This is a genomic window from Actinomadura physcomitrii (genome assembly GCF_008923205.2).
GTDB lineage: Bacteria > Actinomycetota > Actinomycetes > Streptosporangiales > Streptosporangiaceae > Spirillospora > Spirillospora physcomitrii.
Window position 1 is genome coordinate 73938 of record NZ_WBMS02000002.1, and the last position, 13940, is coordinate 87877.

Below are 13940 nucleotides of genomic sequence, written 5' to 3' on the forward strand. Positions count from 1 at the left end.
CTGTCCAGGGGTCATTCCACGTCGAGGGGTAGGCGGAGCGCGAAGCGGGCGCCGCGGGCGTCGTCCTCGACGCGCAGCGTCCCGCCGTGCGCCTGCGCGATCTCCCGGGCGATGGCGAGGCCGAGCCCGGTGCCGCCGGCGCCGCGGCTGCGCGCGGTGTCCAGCCGGGTGAACCGCTCGAACACGCGCTCGCGGTCCGCGGGCGCGATGCCGACGCCGTCGTCGGTCACGGTGAGCAGCGCGTGGCCGCCGTCGCGCACCGCCTCCACGGCGATGACCCGGTCGGCGTACCGCTCGGCGTTGTCCAGCAGGTTCCCCAGCAGCCGGACGAGCTGCATCCGCACGCCCCGCACCGTCACGCCGTGCGCGAGCTCCTTCTCGATCTTCACCTGGAAGGTGCGGCGGCCGATCTCCGCGCCGGCCAGCGCGGACAGGTCGATCGGCTCCTGCGCGACCGTCCCGCCCGTCCCGATCCGGGCGAGCAGCAGCAGGTCGGTGACGATCGACTCCAGCCGGTCGGTGTCGTGCAGCGCCTGCTCGACCACGGCGGGCAGGTCGTTGTCGTCCGGGTGCATCGACGCGTCCTCGAGGTTGGCGCGCAGCCCCGCGATCGGGGTGCGCAGCTCGTGCGAGGCGTCCGAGGCGAACTGCCGCTGCCGCCCGACCGCCGACTCCAGCCGGTCGAGGGTCGCGTTCGCGGTGCGGGCGAGCTGCGCGATCTCGTCCTCGCCGGGCGGCTCCGGCACCCGCCGGCTCAGGTCGGACGCGCTGATCTCGGCGAGCTGGGCGCGGATCGCCTCGACGGGGCGGAGCGTCCGGCCGACGACCCGCCAGGTGATCCAGGCGGCGAGCCCGGCGAGGACCGCCACCCCGGCCCCGAGCGCCGCCTCCAGCAGCCCGTTCACCAGGTAGGACGGCATCGGCTCGGCGGCGTACACGACGACCGAGCCGGGCGCGGTGGTGGCGCGGATCGCCTCCGCGACGAGGCAGCGCCGGTGCGGCCAGCTCCCCCGGCACTCGGTGAAGTCCCGCACCCGCATCCCCGGGGACGGCCAGAGCCGGCTGACCGGCGGGCGTCCCGCGGCGGCCGGCGTCGCCGCCCGCACGCGCCCGCCCGGCTCGACGACCTGCATCAGGACGCGTCCGCCGCTGCCGTCGGGGATCGGGTCGCGCAGCGAGCCGTCCCGGACGCCGCCGCTGACCCGCCGCGCGTCCACCTGGGTGCGCTGCAGCAGGTCGGACCGGACGATCGCGCGGACGGCGAGGTCGACCCCGGCCGCGGTGACGCCCCAGACGAGCGCCGCGATGATCGCGGCGACGACGGTGTCCCTGGTCCTGATCGACCGGGGGCGGATCCGCATGCATCACAGAGTGTCACGGGACCCCGGATCGCCGGTACAGGTTACCGGCCAGTCACTAAACGCGGCCCGAAATCACCCGCCGGGTTTTCCACCCCCTCAGCCGGGACATCCCGTTTTATGACGGTTCCTCCGGAGCACCAGGGACGGACACATGGGCAGGGACGTGGCTTCGGTCACCATCAGCGGCGAGGACCGCCGGCGCTACCGCGACAAGGTCCGCAGATGCCTGGACGTGCTGGCCCGCATGCTCGGCGAATCCCAGTTCGACTTCGAACGCCCGCACATCGGCCTGGAGATCGAGCTCAACCTGATCGACGAGCTCGGCGACCCCCTGATGCGCAACGCCGACGTGCTCAAGGCCATCGCCGACCCGGCCTGGGCCACCGAGCTCGGCCAGTTCAACCTGGAGATCAACATCCCGCCGCGCGAGCTCGGCGGCGAGGGCACCGGCGCCCTGGAGACCGAGGTCCGCGACCAGCTCGAGCACGCCGAGGCCCGGGCCGGCGAGGTCGGCGGCGAGCTCGTCATGATCGGCGTGCTCCCGACCCTGCGGCGCAGCGACATCGGCGAGGAGACCCTCTCCTCCAACGCCCGCTACAAGATGCTCAACGACCAGATCTTCCGCGCGCGCGGCGAGGAGATGCACATCGCCATCGACGGCCCCGAGCCGCTGCGCATGCACACCGACACGATCCTCCCCGAAGCCGCCTGCACCAGCGTTCAGTTCCACCTCCAGGTCAGCCCCGACCAGTTCGGCGCCTACTGGAACGCCGCCCAGGCCGTTGCCGGCGCGCAGGTCGCGATGGCCGCCAACTCCCCCTTCCTGTTCGGGCACCGGCTCTGGCACGAGACCCGCATCACCCTGTTCGAGCAGGCCACCGACACCCGCCCCGCCGAGCTGAAGTCCCAGGGCGTCCGGCCCCGCGTCTGGTTCGGCGAACGCTGGATCACCTCCGTCTTCGACCTCTTCGAGGAGAACACCCGCTACTTCCCGTCCCTCCTCCCGCTCTGCGACGACGAGGACCCCCTCACCGTCCTCGACGAAGGCGGCATCCCCGAACTCGGCGAGCTGACCCTGCACAACGGCACCATCTACCGCTGGAACCGGCCCATCTACGCCGTCGTGAAGGGCCGTCCGCACCTGCGCATCGAGAACCGCGTGCTGCCCGCCGGGCCGTCCGTCGCCGACGTCGTCGCCAACGGCGCGTTCTACTACGGCGTCGTCCGCATGCTCGCCGAGCAGGACCGTCCCGTCTGGTCGCGGATGTCGTTCAACACGGCCGAGGAGAACCTGCACCGCGCCGCCCGCGACGGCATCGACGCCACCCTCTACTGGCCCGGCGTCGGCGAGGTCCCCGCCGCCGAGCTCATCCTGCGCAAGCTGCTCCCCCTCGCCCACGAGGGCCTCGACCGCTGGGGCGTCGACCCGGCCCGCCGCGACCGGCTCCTCGGCATCGTCGAGCGCCGCTGCGTCACCGGCCGCACCGGCTCCGCCTGGCAGATCGACACCGTCGAGGCCATCGAGGAGTCCACCGCCGCCCCCCGCCACGAGGCCCTCCGCCTCATGACCCGCCGCTACGTCGAGAACATGCGCACCAACGCCCCCGTCCACGAATGGTGACGAACACAGGATCTCCACATGTCGGGCACGGTGTGGGCGTTTCGTGTGCTTAGAGTGCCCATGTGGGTGAGACGCGGATCCTGGTGGTGGAGGACGAGCCGACGATCGCGCGGGCCGTGGCGGACCGGCTGGCCGCCGAGGGGTTCGCGGTCGAGACGGCGGCGGACGGGCCGTCCGGGGTGGAGCGGGCCCGCGCGTTCGGGCCGCACCTCATCGTGCTGGACGTGATGCTGCCCGGGTTCGACGGCCTGGAGGTGTGCCGGCGCGTGCAGGCGGAGCGGGCGACGCCGGTGCTGATGCTGACGGCCCGCGACGACGAGACGGACCTGCTGGTCGGGCTCGGTGTCGGCGCCGACGACTACGTGACGAAGCCGTTCAGCATGCGGGAGCTGATGGCGCGCATCAGGGCGGTGCTGCGGCGCGTGGAGCGGCCCGGGGTGGACGCGGCGGGCCACGGGCCGATGCGGGCGGGGCCGGTGGAGGTGGATCCGCGGGCGCGGCGGGTGCGGCGGGACGGCCGGGAGGTGCACCTGACGCCGACGGAGTTCGACCTGCTCGCGTGCCTGCTGCGGAACCGGGGCGCGGTGCTGACCCGCGCCGTCCTGCTGGAGCAGGTGTGGGACTGGGCGGACGCGTCCGGGACGCGGGTCGTCGACAGCCATGTGAAGGCGCTGCGCCGCAAGCTCGGGCAGGGTCTGATCCGCACAGTGCACGGCGTCGGCTACAGCGTGGAGGCGGCGCAATGATGGAGGCGAGGGTTTTCCACAGGCTGTGGACGAGGTGGCCGCGGCCGCTGGACCCGCTGCGGTCCATCAAGGTGAAGTTCGGCGTCGTCGTGGTGGTGACGGCGTGCGTCGCGGTGCTCATCGTCCTGTGGGGGTACCCGCTGGGGTTCCGGGCGCGGCAGACGATGCCGGTCGGGGTGCTGATCTCGCTGGTGGTGATCCAGCTGCTCGCGCACGGGATGACGGCGCCGCTGCGGGAGATGACGGCGGCGGCGCGGGCGATGGCGCGCGGCGACTACAGCCGCCGGGTGCGGGCGACGTCGCGGGACGAGGTCGGCGAGCTGGCGCAGGCGTTCAACCGGATGGCGGCGGATCTCGCGGAGGTGGACCGGCAGCGCCGGGAGTTCGTCGCGAACGTCTCGCACGAGCTGCGGACGCCGATCAGCGCGCTGCGGGCGGTGCTGGAGAACGTCGCGGACGGCGTCACGCCCGCGACGCCGGACGTGCTGGAGTCGGCACTGGAGCAGACCGAGCGGCTCGGCCGGCTCGTCACGCAGCTGCTGGACCTGTCGCGGGTGGAGGCGGGCGCGGCGCCGCTCGACCTGGACGAGCTGGACGTGGCGGCGTTCATCGGCGACGTGGCGGCGGAGGCGGCGGCGGGCCATCCGGGCGCGCGGTTCGAGGCGGACGTCCCGCCGGGCCTGCGCGCGACCGCCGACCGGGACCGGCTGCATCAGGTCGTCGCGAACCTGCTGGACAACGCGGCGAAGCACGGCCCGGCGGACCGTCCGGTGACGGTGTCGGCGCGGCCGGGCGCGGCGCCGGGCGGGCTGGTCACCGAGGTCGCCGACGAGGGGCCGGGCATCCCGCCGGAGGAGCGCGCGCGGGTGTTCGAGCGGTTCTCGCGCGGCGCGGCGAACGGCGCGCGCGCCGGGACGCCCGGCGGCGGGACCGGCCTCGGCCTCGCCATCGCGAACTGGGCGACGGAGCTGCACGGCGGCGACATCACCGTCCTGGACACCCGGGCGGGCTGCCGCATCCGCGTCACCCTCCCCGGCCCCCCGCGTTGACTTGTGGCGTGTCGTGGTTATGCGGCCGTCCATAACCGCCCCCCGCGTGTGCGTTGGGGGGTGTGGGGGGTCGCCCCCCCCCCCAACCCCCCCCCCCGCCACAAGTCAACGGTTCTCGTGGAGGGTGAGGAGGGTGTAGGCGGCGACGGTGGAGTCGTCGGTGACGCGGCCGTCGCGGATCATCGCGGCGAACTCGGCGCGCGGTACGAGGCGCTGCCGCATGTCCTGCTCCTCGGGTTCGCGGTCGGCCTCGCCCGCCTTCAGGTCGGTGGCGAGGAAGACGTCGAAGCCCTGGCCGCTCGTCCCGTGCGAGCAGTTCAGGTGGCCGAGGTGGGTGAGGGTGCCGGCGCGCAGGCCGGTCTCCTGGGCCAGCTCGATGCGGGCCAGCTCCTCGGGCTCGGCGCTCTGCCGGTCCGGCAGCGAGCCCTGCGGGAAGCTCCAGGTGCGCCTGCCGATCGGGTACCGGAACTCCTCCACCATGTGGAAGCCGTCGCCCTCGACCGGGATGACCAGCGCGAAGTCCGGTTTCTCGATGATGCCGTAGATGCCGCGCGAGCCGTCGAGGCGCTCGACCTCGTCCTCGCGGACGAGCATCCACGGGTTCTCGTAGACGACCCGCGAGCCGACGCGGCGGACGGCGGGCTCCTGCTCTCGGCTCATTTCAGGCTCCCGGGCCGTAGCGGTACACGAGCTCGTGCCGGTCGCCCACCACGACGCGGTGGGTGACCTCGACGACGCGGCCGTCCTCGTCGGTGCCGCGCCGCCACAGCGTGAGGACGGGCTGCTCGGGCCCGATCCGCAGCGTCTCCTGCTCGTCCGCGCGGGGCAGCCGGCAGGTGACGGTCTCCTCGAAGGCGATGCGGTGCCCGGTCTCCTCGAGCCGCGAGTAGATGCCGCCGGGGCCGGTGTCGATCTCGCGCAGCCGCGGGATCTCCGCGACGATGTCGAGGATCACCCAGGTGGTGGCGGTCTGCACGGGCGGCTCGCCCTCGACGCCCTGGACGCGGGCGCGTTCCAGCACCCGCGTGCCGGGCGGGACGTCCAGGTGCCGGGCGAGCCGTTCGCCCGCCTCGATCTCGGCGACGGTGGTGCGGGTGAACGGGCGGCGGCCGTCCCGCTGCGCGGAGACGTGGAAGCCGCGCCAGGCGCCGACCTGCCGGGTGATGTCGGACGCGGCGCGGCGCACCGGCGCGGCCGTGCGGACCTGGACGCCGGCGCCGTGCCGGGCCTCGACCAGGCCCTGCTCGGCGAGCATGCGCAGCGCGCGGCGGACGGTGGAGCGGTCGGCGCCGAACGTGCGCGCGAGGTCGCGCTCGGACGGCAGCCAGGCGCCGGGTTCCAGCTCGCCCTCGACGATGCGGGCGGCGAGGGCGCTGGTGATCGCCTGGGCCTTGGTGGGGGGACGCGGCATACCGGATCCTTCTCTGCTGCCTGCCGGGAGGCCTTGCAGGCATTCTGCCGAACCCGGCGCGGGACCGGGGTGGTCGGCCTAGGGTAGACCTACCATAGGCCGACCAAGGAGTCCGCGTCGATGTCGCTGATCACCTGCATGCCCGGCTGGCACGGCGAACGCTCGGAGCGGGGCCTGAAGGCCACCCGGGTCACCCCGCTGTCGGACTACCAGCTGCTCAACGGCTGCCTGGAGGAGATCACCGCGCTGGACGAGGGCGAGCTGTGGCTGCTGTGCGACGCGCAGACCCGGCTCGCCGAGCGCGTCGCCACCGCCGAGCGCCTCCGCGGCGGCGTCCGGTTCGGCGGTTGAGTCGCCCCGCCCTGTCCGCCCGGCGGACGCGCGTCCCTCCACCGAGGCCCGCGAATGAGCCGGGAGAGCGACACCGGAGCCGGGGGGACGAAAGAGGCCTCGGTCACCCGCCACAGCCGGACGTACCAGGAGCTGCGCTCGCTGCTGCTGTCGGGAACCCTCGCCTCCTCCGCGTTGACCGCGCGGCCGGGTGCCGGCGGGCGGCCCGGTCAGGTGCGGCGGAAGGTGACGACCTCGGCGCTGTCGCCGACGGCCTCGCGGGCCGGCGGGATGATGCGCTCGCCGGCGTTGTCGGCGAGCAGCGCGCGGGCGCGCAGCACGATCTCCAGGTCGAAGCGCAGGTCCGGGTCCAGGAGCTGGTCGCCGAACAGCTCCTCCAGCTGCCGCAGCCGGTACCGGACGGTCTGCGGGTGGACGTGCAGCCGCATCGCGACCTCGTTGGCGTTGCGGCCCGACTGCAGCCACGCGAGCAGCGTCTCGGCGAGCCGGTCCTGCTGGCTGGCGCGCAGGTGCGACAGCGGCGCGAGGCGCAGGTCGGCGAGGGAGGTGATGAGCCCCTCGTCCTGGAACAGGATCAGCGTCGACATGTGCTCGACGCTGCGGATGACGCCGTCGTGGGCCTCGATGACGCCGCGCTGGACGAGGCACAGCGTCTTGCGCGCCCACTGGATCGACCGGGCCGCCTCCATCAGCGGGACGGTCGGCCCGACGACGGCGAGGCTGCCGGCCAGGGCGCGGTCGACGAGCTTGGCGCGGCCGGGGCCGTCCGGGTCGGGGATGATCAGGCTGGGGGTGCGGCGGGTCAGGTCGGCGAGCACGTCCGGCGGGAACGCGGGCTGCCGGGTGTCCTGCCCGGGACGGCCGAGCGCGACGGCGGCGACGGTGCGCGGCAGCGGCCAGTGCGCGGCGGCGGCGAGGTCGGCGATGGCCTCCTGCGCGGCGGGCGGGTCGGCGAACAGCAGGTCGAGCAGGCGCTTGCGGCGGCGCTGCATCTCGCCCGCGACGGCGGCCTTGGCCTGCGAGAACCCCTCGGCGGCGGCCTTGGCCAGCTCGTCTTGGAACTGCATCAGCGCCTCCCCGACGGCGCCGAGGGTGCGCGGCGAGACCCGCTGGGCCTCGGCGCCCTCGGTGATCCGCCGCCAGGCGACCATTCCACCGACGCGCATCGCGGACTGCATCGCGTCGAGGCTGCGGCCCTCGCCGGCCTCGCCGCGGCCGATGGCGCGGAAGAAGTCGGTGACGGAGGCGGGCTCGTGGCCGGGATCGGCCACCCGGTCGACGAAGTAGTGCAGCACGCGCTCGACGGCCTGGCGGAGCGTCCCCGAGTAGGAGCCGTCGCCGGGGCGGTCGTACTCGCGGACCTTGGTCTGGATCTCCTGGATCATGTCGTCGGCCACCTCGTCGAGGTGCGGCCGCATGTGATCCGCCAGTTCCCTGGGCAGATCCGCCCACGGGCGCCCGAACGTGGCCGAACCGTCGTCCGACACGGAACCTCCCCGCCGCTCGTCCCCCTGCGTTGCGCGCCGTACACACGGGGTAATTACTTACTTTTGGGACTCGTGTGGGGCAAATCATGACCCGTGGCGGTGCCCGGGCGCAAAGTCTAGGTCGAGATACGACCAGGTTCGGCCGGTCGGTTCGATGGTTATCCACAGTCGGCGCCACCCCTGGCCTGACCGTCCGTCCGGTGCGACAGTGAAGGCACAGGCGAGCATGCGCAAGCGTGAGGTGGTGCCCGGTGCCCGCGAGCCCAGCCGACCGCGTCCCCCCGAGCCCAGCCGACCGCGTTCCCGCGAGGGCCCTCGCCGCCGCCGGCCGCGCCGCCGACGACCGGTTCGGCGGCGCCGCGTTCGCGCGCAAGGCGCTCCGCAAGGCGTTCCCCGACCACTGGAGCTTCCTGCTCGGCGAGATCGCCATGTACTCGTTCCTGATCATCGTGCTGACCGGGGTGTTCCTCACCCTGTTCTTCGTCCCGAGCGCGAACGAGACCGTCTACGACGGGTCCTACGGGCCGCTGAAGGGCGTGCGGATGAGCGAGGCGTACGCCTCCGCCCTGCACATCAGCTTCGACGTGCGCGGCGGGCTGCTCATGCGGCAGATCCACCACTGGGCCACCGACGTCTTCATGGCCGCCATCACCGTCCACCTGCTCCGCAACTTCTTCACCGGCGCGTTCCGCAAGCCCCGCGAGCTGAACTGGCTGATCGGGATCCTGCTGTTCATGCTGGTGATGGTGAACGGCCTGTTCGGCTACTCGCTGCCGGACGACCTGCTGTCCGGCACCGGCATCCGGATCCTCGAGGGCGTGCTCGCGTCCGTCCCGCTCGTCGGCTCGTACCTGGTGATGTTCGTGTTCGGCGGCGAGTTCCCCGGCACCGACATCATCCCGCGGCTGTACGTCGTCCACATCCTGCTCATCCCGGGCATCCTGCTCGCGCTGATCCCCCTGCACGCCGTCGTGCTGACGTGGCGGCAGACGCACACCCAGTTCCCGGGCAAGGGCAGCACCAACACGACCGTCCGCGGCTACCCGTTCTTCCCCGTCTTCATCGCCAAGACCACCGCGTTCTTCCTGTGGGTCTTCGGCATCACCGCGCTGCTCGCGGCGTTCTTCCAGATCAACCCGATCTGGCTGTTCGGCCCGTACGACCCCGGCGCGATCAGCTCCGGCTCGCAGCCCGACTGGTACATGGGCTGGCTGGAGGGGTCCCTGCGGATGATGCCGGCCTGGGAGATCAGCGCGTGGGGCCACACGGTCCCGATGAACGTGCTCGTCCCCGCGCTCGGCGTGCCCGGCCTGCTGTTCACCGGCCTCGCCGCCTACCCGTTCGTCGAACGCTGGGTGACCGGCGACGGCCGCGTCCACCACCTGCTCGACCGGCCCCGCGACGTCCCGGCCCGCACCGGCATCGGCATGGGCGGCGTCGTCTTCTACGGGGTGCTGTGGGCCGCGGGCGGCAACGACGTCATCGCCGACCGGTTCGACATCCCGCTGTTCTGGACGACCTGGTTCTTCCGCTGCACGATCATCCTCGGCCCCGTCCTCGCGTACATCGTCGCGTACCGCATCTGCCTCGGCCTGCAGCGCCGCGACCTCGGGCTCGTCCGGCACGGGCTGGAGACCGGCGTCATCCGGCGCCTCCCGAGCGGCGAGTACATCGAGGTGGAGCGGCACCTCCCGGCCGAGGAGACCGCGCTGATCACCGACGACCGCCCGCCGGCCGCCGTGTCGCTGGCCCGCCCGGACACCAAGGGCGTCCAGGCGCCGGAGCGGCGCTCCGGCCTCGGCCGCGTCCGCATCGCGCTGAACCGCCGCTTCATCCACGACCTCGCCGCCCCCGACCGTGCAGCGACCGAGGAGGAGCGGCACGCGCTCGGCCCCTGAGTCCCCGCGGTGGGTGTGCCCGCGCGCGGCGGCCCGGCCCCCGCCGGCCCGCCCGCGCGGCCTCCCCCTCACCCCGCCTTGGCCCGGACGACCGCCTGCGCGGCCCTCCTCAAGCCCACCTGGATCACCAGGTAGGCGACGAAACAGCAGAGCGCCACGAGAAAGACCACCGCCACGGCCGGCCCTGGAAGGAGACTGAACGGGCTGCACAACAGCAACGCCACGCCGAGAACCAACAGCGCGTTGCCCGTGCGCGTCCGCTCCCTGAGCGGCAGTTCTTCGTAACTCACCTTCGCGCTGCGGGACACCTTGTATTTCCCGACGCCTTTGCGGGTGCGCACTCCCACGGCGATACAGGCAAGCCCCAGCGCAGCGTACGCCACGGTCCCGACGACGATCACAGGCACAACGGCACCTCTTCAGAACCAGTCGTCAATCTGGTCGACCGCCCATCCTCCTCCACCCACCACCCCGAAGGGCCGGTGGGCGTCACCCGGTTCGGGGGTGCCGAAGCTCAGCCTCGTCCCGCCAGGGGCGAGGGTGACGGGCACGTCGTCGTCGTTCTGCGGCGCGTCGTCGTGGCGCGCGTCCCGGCGGTCGCTCCGGCGCGCGGACGGCCCCGGTCAGCGGTTCGACGCCGCGCGCGAGGACGGGCCCGGCCACCGCGAGGATCAGCACGTACGCCGCGGCGAGCGGGCCGAGGCGGGCGTTGGTGCCCGCGGTGACCGCGGCCCGGCGATGACGATGTTGAACTCGCCGCGCGGGACGAGCGCGACGCCGGCGCGGAGCCGTCCGGTGACCGCGACGCCGGCGCGGCGGGCGGCGAACCAGCCGGCCGCGAGCTTCGTCGCGATGCCGATGACGGCCGGCAGCGCGGCGATGCCGAGCACCGGGGGCAGGTCGTGCGGGTCGGTGCGCAGGCCGAAGAAGACGAAGACGCGCTGGGGTGCACCGCGCCGAGCGGCGCGGCGCGCTTCGCCCGCGACCTGTCCTGACCTTCCGCGGAGCCGGTCAGGCCGCTCCGGCGGCGGCAGCGGGGCCGGTCCAGATCGCGGCGATGCGGGAGACGTACCGGCCGCCCGCCGTGTCGCCGGGCACCACCAGCTGCGGGCCGTCGGCGTCCATGTCGCGCCCGTCCACGCGGGTGGCCAGCAGCGCGACGCCACCGCCGTAGCGGGGGTCGATCTCGGCCCAGGACAGGACGGCGGTGTGCCCGTCCCGTCCGGTCACCGCGATCAGGAACCGCACCCGGTCCTTGCCGATGACGGGATCGAACCGCGGGCCGGCGGCGAGCAGGACGTCCAGCAGCAGCGGGCCGGTGTAGGCGTGCCGCTGCTCGCCGAGCCGGCCGCAGGCGAAGCCGGCCTCGACGGTGCGCTGCGGCATCTCGCGCAGGTCGGCGACCGCCAGCAGGGCGGCGCGCTCCAGGTCACCGGACAGCCGGAGCCGGGTCCCCGCCGCGCCGGGTGCGCGGGCGCCGGGCACTCGAGCCGGACGGGACGAGGCGGCCGCTTGCGGGAGCCGGGAGGAGATCCCCTTGTCCATGCGTTCCTCCGGAACACCATGAGGCGAGCCGACGGCACGGCCCGCTCCCTCGATGCTTCCGCACCTGCGGCTCTTGTCAAACATTCCTTTCGCAGATGCAAGCTTTTCCGCCAGTAGAGGCTTGCATCTGCCGGTGGCAAGTTCCGGCCGGACGACGTCCGGCCGCCCCGGGATCTCACCGGGACGGCCGGACGCCTCAGTGCGTTCTACCAGTGGTGGCCGTGGTCGCCGTGACCGTGGCCGTGACCGTGGCCGTGGTGGCCGTGGTGGTGGCCGTAGCCGCCGTGGTGATGGCCGCGGTCGCGGACGCATCTGTGCCAGTACGGGTCCCAGTGGGTCCCCCACGGGCAGCCGCGCGGATGCGCCTGCGCGCCCGCGGTCGTCTCCGCCGCGCTCGCCGAGGCGGCGGGCGCGACCACGGCCAGGCCGGTGGCCATGGCCAGGCCGGCGGCGGTCAGCGCCGCCGAGCGCAGCGGACTCGGGATCTTCATGTTTCTCCTCCAGGGGTTCGGGGCCCTGCCGGACCCTTGTCTCCTCCCCTCCAGTACCCGGAGCGCGACCGGTCGACTACTCCTCGTAGGTAAATCATTAAGGCTCTGACCTGCACGATCGACGGTCCGGCGGGACCGCGGCAGGAGCGTTGAACTCCGCCGGGCGCGGCGCCGTAACACCTCCCGTAGATCGTCATCTCGGGAGCTGGAGGGCTCATGAGGCGCCGGAACGCCGCGAGGAAACGTCGTCTGCGTACCGTGGTCGGAGCGAGCGTGGCGGTCGCCGGTGCGGCCGGCCTCGTCGCCGGGTCGCTGTACGCCGGCCACACCGGGGAGGGCGCGCAGGCGGCGAAGCTCGCCGGGGACGCGCAGGCCCGCAGAGCACAGGCCGGCGGCGCGCGGGCGTCGAGCGCGCAGCCGCGGGCGGCGGCGCTCGCGGCGCGGCTCGCCGGACGGCTCGGCGGACGGACCGCCGGCGGGTACCTCGACGCCGCCGGACGTCCCGTCGTCACGGTCGCCACCGCGGCGGACGCGGCGATGGTGCGGTCGGCGGGCGCCGTCCCGAAGATGATGCGGACGAGCCCGCGGACCCTGGCCAGGACGACCGCCGCGCTGCGCCGGTCGATGGCCGGGACGCCCGGCACCGGATGGGCCGTCGACCCGGCGACGTCGCAGGTCGTGATGTGGGTCGACGACTCGGTGAAGGGCGCCCGGATGGCCGGGGTGCGGCGCGCGGCGGCGGGCATGGGGACGGCGGTGCGGATGGTGCGCCTCCCGGGCCGGCTGCACACCCTCGCGCTCGGCGGCGACGCGATCTTCGGAGGCGGCGCGCGCTGCTCGCTGGGCTTCAACGTCGAGCGGGGCGGGCAGCCGTTCTTCCTCACCGCCGGGCACTGCGGGAACATCGTGAAGGACTGGACCGCCGACCAGGCGGGCGCGCAGGCTCTCGGCACGACGGTGCAGAGCGACTTCCCGGGCAACGACTTCGCGCTCGTCCAGGCCACGGACGACGGGCAGAGCGCGGTCGACCTGCACGACGGCACCGCGCAGCCGATCGCGAAGGCCGCCGACGCGGTGGTCGGCCAGCAGGTGGCGCGCAGCGGCAGCACGACGGGCGTGCACACCGGGCGGGTCACGGCGGTCGGCGCGACGGTGAACTTCCCGGAGGGGACGGTCACCGGGATGATCCAGACGACCGTCTGCGCCGAGCCGGGCGACAGCGGCGGCCCGCTGTTCAGCGGGAAGACCGCGCTGGGGCTGACGTCGGGCGGGTCGGGCGACTGCCAGACCGGCGGCGTCACGTTCTTCCAGCCGGTCACCGAGGCGCTCCAGACGTTCGGCGCGCAGATCCCCTGAGGCCGGTGAACCGTGCGGGCGGGACGTCACATTCCGCCCGCCGGCTCCGTCATGGAGGTATCGGCATCGAAACCACCATGAGGAGATCACCATGAACGCCCGGATCAACTTCTACGGGAGCGACCTGGCCATGAAGGTCGCGAAGTACTTCAACTCCGCGGGCAAGGCCATCGCCGAGTCGGGCCTTCCCGCCGCGACGCAGGAGCTGGTGCGGATCCGCGCGAGCCAGATCAACGGCTGCGGCTTCTGCCTCGACATGCACACCAAGGACGCCGCGGCCGCCGGGGAGACTCGGCAGCGGATCAACCTGGTGGGCGCCTGGCGCGAGGCCACGGTCTACACCGACGCCGAGCGCGCGGCGCTCGAGCTGGCCGAGGAGGGCACCCGCCTCGCCGACGGGTCCGGCGTCAGCGACGAGACCTGGGCGAACGCCGCGAAGCACTTCGACGAGGAGCAGCTCGCCGCCCTGGTGGGGATGATCGCCCTCATCAACGCCTACAACCGCCTCAACGTCATCACGCGAATGCCCGCCGGCGACTACGTGCCCGGCCAGTTCGCCTAGCTAGGAGTCCGCCGAGACGGACGCGCCGCCCGGAAACGCGTTGTCGGGACATGAGCGGCTTT

At 73.5% G+C, this 13940-nt stretch carries 15 protein-coding genes; 7 read left to right on the forward strand and 8 right to left on the reverse strand.

Annotation, left to right across the window (positions count from 1 at the left end; translation table 11 throughout):
- Positions 1-11: 11 nt before the first annotated feature.
- Positions 12-1361: an ATP-binding protein gene (locus tag F8568_RS02390; protein ID WP_151590898.1), complete on the reverse strand. Its 1350-nt coding sequence runs from the start codon at positions 1359-1361 to the stop codon at positions 12-14.
- 151 nt (positions 1362-1512) lie between these two features.
- Here F8568_RS02390 and F8568_RS02395 point away from each other — a divergent pair, with 151 nt between their 5' ends.
- The 3 genes from F8568_RS02395 to F8568_RS02405 all read left to right on the forward strand — a co-directional run bounded on the left by F8568_RS02395 (position 1513) and on the right by F8568_RS02405 (position 4777).
- A complete protein-coding gene (locus F8568_RS02395; RefSeq protein ID WP_151590900.1) occupies positions 1513-2982 on the forward strand; it encodes a glutamate--cysteine ligase in 1470 nt (489 codons plus the stop codon).
- Between the two features lie 62 nt (positions 2983-3044).
- Positions 3045-3728: a response regulator transcription factor gene (locus F8568_RS02400; RefSeq protein ID WP_151590902.1), complete on the forward strand. Its 684-nt coding sequence runs from the start codon at positions 3045-3047 to the stop codon at positions 3726-3728.
- Positions 3725-4777 (forward strand): HAMP domain-containing sensor histidine kinase, encoded by a 1053-nt coding sequence (locus F8568_RS02405; protein ID WP_236008300.1) that lies wholly within the window; start codon positions 3725-3727, stop codon positions 4775-4777. Before F8568_RS02400 ends, F8568_RS02405 begins: the two co-directional genes overlap by 4 nt.
- Positions 4778-4882: 105 nt before the next feature.
- Here F8568_RS02405 and F8568_RS02410 read toward each other — a convergent pair whose 3' ends face one another.
- Both F8568_RS02410 and F8568_RS02415 read right to left on the reverse strand, forming a co-directional pair.
- Complete coding sequence (locus F8568_RS02410) at positions 4883-5437, reverse strand: NUDIX domain-containing protein (RefSeq protein ID WP_151590904.1); 555 nt, start codon at positions 5435-5437, stop codon at positions 4883-4885.
- Position 5438: 1 nt separating this feature from the next.
- Entirely contained in the window at positions 5439-6188 is a 750-nt protein-coding gene (locus tag F8568_RS02415; RefSeq protein WP_151590906.1) for a GntR family transcriptional regulator, read from the reverse strand.
- Positions 6189-6308: 120 nt separating this feature from the next.
- Between F8568_RS02415 and F8568_RS02420 the strand changes: the two genes are divergently transcribed.
- Positions 6309-6539, forward strand: a complete 231-nt coding sequence (locus F8568_RS02420; RefSeq protein ID WP_151590908.1) for a hypothetical protein — start codon at positions 6309-6311, stop codon at positions 6537-6539.
- Positions 6540-6748: 209 nt separating this feature from the next.
- On the opposite strand, the gene F8568_RS02425 is transcribed toward F8568_RS02420, so the two are convergent.
- Entirely contained in the window at positions 6749-7957 is a 1209-nt protein-coding gene (locus F8568_RS02425; RefSeq protein WP_202124442.1) for a PucR family transcriptional regulator, read from the reverse strand.
- A 320-nt stretch (positions 7958-8277) separates the two neighbouring features.
- Between F8568_RS02425 and qcrB the strand changes: the two genes are divergently transcribed.
- Positions 8278-9924: a cytochrome bc1 complex cytochrome b subunit gene (qcrB, locus tag F8568_RS02430; protein WP_328600689.1), complete on the forward strand. Its 1647-nt coding sequence runs from the start codon at positions 8278-8280 to the stop codon at positions 9922-9924.
- Positions 9925-9992: 68 nt separating this feature from the next.
- On the opposite strand, the gene F8568_RS02435 is transcribed toward qcrB, so the two are convergent.
- The 4 genes from F8568_RS02435 to F8568_RS46520 all read right to left on the reverse strand — a co-directional run bounded on the left by F8568_RS02435 (position 9993) and on the right by F8568_RS46520 (position 11960).
- Positions 9993-10331 (reverse strand): hypothetical protein, encoded by a 339-nt coding sequence (locus F8568_RS02435; protein ID WP_151590912.1) that lies wholly within the window; start codon positions 10329-10331, stop codon positions 9993-9995.
- Positions 10332-10595: 264 nt separating this feature from the next.
- Positions 10596-10814, reverse strand: a complete 219-nt coding sequence (locus tag F8568_RS02440) for a hypothetical protein (RefSeq protein WP_236008301.1) — start codon at positions 10812-10814, stop codon at positions 10596-10598.
- A gap of 121 nt (positions 10815-10935) precedes the next feature.
- On the reverse strand, positions 10936-11469 hold the full coding sequence (locus F8568_RS02445; RefSeq protein ID WP_236008302.1) for a molybdopterin-binding protein: 534 nt from the start codon (positions 11467-11469) through the stop codon (positions 10936-10938).
- Between the two features lie 206 nt (positions 11470-11675).
- A complete protein-coding gene (locus F8568_RS46520; protein ID WP_151590914.1) occupies positions 11676-11960 on the reverse strand; it encodes a hypothetical protein in 285 nt (94 codons plus the stop codon).
- Positions 11961-12233: 273 nt separating this feature from the next.
- Between F8568_RS46520 and F8568_RS02450 the strand changes: the two genes are divergently transcribed.
- Both F8568_RS02450 and F8568_RS02455 read left to right on the forward strand, forming a co-directional pair.
- On the forward strand, positions 12234-13316 hold the full coding sequence (locus F8568_RS02450) for a S1 family peptidase (protein WP_202124408.1): 1083 nt from the start codon (positions 12234-12236) through the stop codon (positions 13314-13316).
- A 91-nt stretch (positions 13317-13407) separates the two neighbouring features.
- Positions 13408-13878, forward strand: coding sequence for a carboxymuconolactone decarboxylase family protein (locus tag F8568_RS02455; protein WP_151590918.1), 471 nt, complete (start codon positions 13408-13410; stop codon positions 13876-13878).
- Positions 13879-13940 lie beyond the last annotated feature (62 nt).

Coding starts and splice junctions, on each gene's coding strand:
- F8568_RS02405 (WP_236008300.1), top strand. CDS start 3,725: ATGATGGAGGCGAGGGTTTTCCACAGGCTGTGGACGAGGTGGCCGCGG.
- F8568_RS02425 (WP_202124442.1), bottom strand. CDS start 7,957: ATGCGGCCGCACCTCGACGAGGTGGCCGACGACATGATCCAGGAGATC.
- F8568_RS02455 (WP_151590918.1), top strand. CDS start 13,408: ATGAACGCCCGGATCAACTTCTACGGGAGCGACCTGGCCATGAAGGTC.
- F8568_RS02445 (WP_236008302.1), bottom strand. CDS start 11,469: ATGGACAAGGGGATCTCCTCCCGGCTCCCGCAAGCGGCCGCCTCGTCC.
- F8568_RS02420 (WP_151590908.1), top strand. CDS start 6,309: ATGTCGCTGATCACCTGCATGCCCGGCTGGCACGGCGAACGCTCGGAG.
- F8568_RS02410 (WP_151590904.1), bottom strand. CDS start 5,437: ATGAGCCGAGAGCAGGAGCCCGCCGTCCGCCGCGTCGGCTCGCGGGTC.
- F8568_RS46520 (WP_151590914.1), bottom strand. CDS start 11,960: ATGAAGATCCCGAGTCCGCTGCGCTCGGCGGCGCTGACCGCCGCCGGC.
- F8568_RS02390 (WP_151590898.1), bottom strand. CDS start 1,361: ATGCGGATCCGCCCCCGGTCGATCAGGACCAGGGACACCGTCGTCGCC.
- F8568_RS02415 (WP_151590906.1), bottom strand. CDS start 6,188: ATGCCGCGTCCCCCCACCAAGGCCCAGGCGATCACCAGCGCCCTCGCC.
- F8568_RS02395 (WP_151590900.1), top strand. CDS start 1,513: ATGGGCAGGGACGTGGCTTCGGTCACCATCAGCGGCGAGGACCGCCGG.